The 1,349-nt window shown below is 66.6% G+C and carries 1 protein-coding gene; it reads left to right on the top strand.

The features are described 5' to 3' along the window. The first annotated feature begins 269 nt into the window (after positions 1 to 269). On the top strand, positions 270 to 1,331 hold the full coding sequence (locus ACZ6R6_RS49320; protein ID WP_470104478.1) for an IS110 family RNA-guided transposase: 1,062 nt from the start codon (positions 270 to 272) through the stop codon (positions 1,329 to 1,331). The last annotated feature ends 18 nt before the right edge of the window (positions 1,332 to 1,349 follow it).

Genomic DNA, 1,349 nt, shown 5'->3' with positions numbered 1-1,349 from the left:
CGGAACTGTGATTCTTGACCTACGGCCCGGCTGGGCCTGCCACGCTCGACGCTGGCACCTGGTATGACCCGCATTCGGAACTGGCGCCCGATATAGGACTGCCTTGTTTTCGAGATGTCTACCGGGTGCCGGCGTCGACCTGGCCCACCCGTTGGCTTGATTAGCAGCTCGTCCGCCGCTTGCGGCGTGACTCGTCACAGTTCTGCCGCGTGGTGATCCCATCCAGGCCGACGCCAACCGCAGTCGCCTCTGGAAGGGAAGCAAGCCACATGTCCACGCTGGCAGAACAGGTCGATGGCGTCATCGGGGTCGATACTCACCGCGATACCCTGGCCGCCGCCGCGGTCAGTTCGCTGGGAGCCGTCCTCGCCCACGCTGAGGCGACCACCGACGCCCACGGCTATCTTCAGCTCTTGGACTTCGCCCGCAAGCACATCCCAGGTCGACGCTGCTGGGCTCTTGAAGGAACCGGTAGCTACGGCGCGGGTCTGGCTGCGTCCTTGGAGGCCTCCGGCGAAAAGGTGGTGGAGGTCTGCCGTCCCAAGCGACCAGCTCAACGTGGCGGTCGCAAGACCGACGCCCTCGACGCGATTCGCGCCGCTCGTGAGGCGTTGACCAGCGAGCATCTCATCCAGCCCCGCCGCCGCGGAGAACGCGAGGCGCTCAGGGTGCTGCTCACCACCCGCCAGGGCGCCGTCAACGCGACCACCGCGGCGATCAACCACCTGAAGGCCCTGCTCGTCTCGGCACCCGACGACCTGCGCGGCGAGATCCGTTCCATGGGCAGCAAAGCTCAGGTCAGCTACTGCGCCAAACTGCGAGACCGGCCCTCCCAGACCCTGGAACACCGCATGACCGTCCGGGCGCTGCGCTCCACCGCCCAGCGCATCCAGACACTACGCGCCGAGGCCAAGGCTCTCGAAGAGGAGATCACCGCCCTGATCAACGAGTTCAAGCCCGAGCTGATGGAACAGGCCGGCGTGGGCGCCATTAGCGCGGCACAGATCCTGGTCAGTTGGTCTCATCCCGGACGATTCCGCTCCGAGGCCGCCTTCGCCGCGTTCGCCGGCACGGCCCCCATCCCGGCATCCTCAGGCCTCACCAACCGCCACCGGCTCAACCGCAGCGGCGACCGCCAACTCAATCGGGCGCTCCACACCATCATCCTCGTCCGGACCCGCATCGACCCCGACACCCGCGCCTACATCGCCCGCCGCGTCTCCGAAGGAAAGTCCCCACGCGAAGCCCGCCGCTGCCTCAAACGAGCCCTCTCCCGACAACTGTTCAAACTCCTCGAACGCGACCCAGAACCCCTCCAAACAGCCGCTTGACAGATATAGCAGCCTCGA

Source organism: Streptosporangium sp. NPDC048886 (assembly GCF_055586905.1).
Note: the sequence above shows the minus strand (reverse complement) of the source record. Positions and strands in the feature narration are given on the sequence as shown.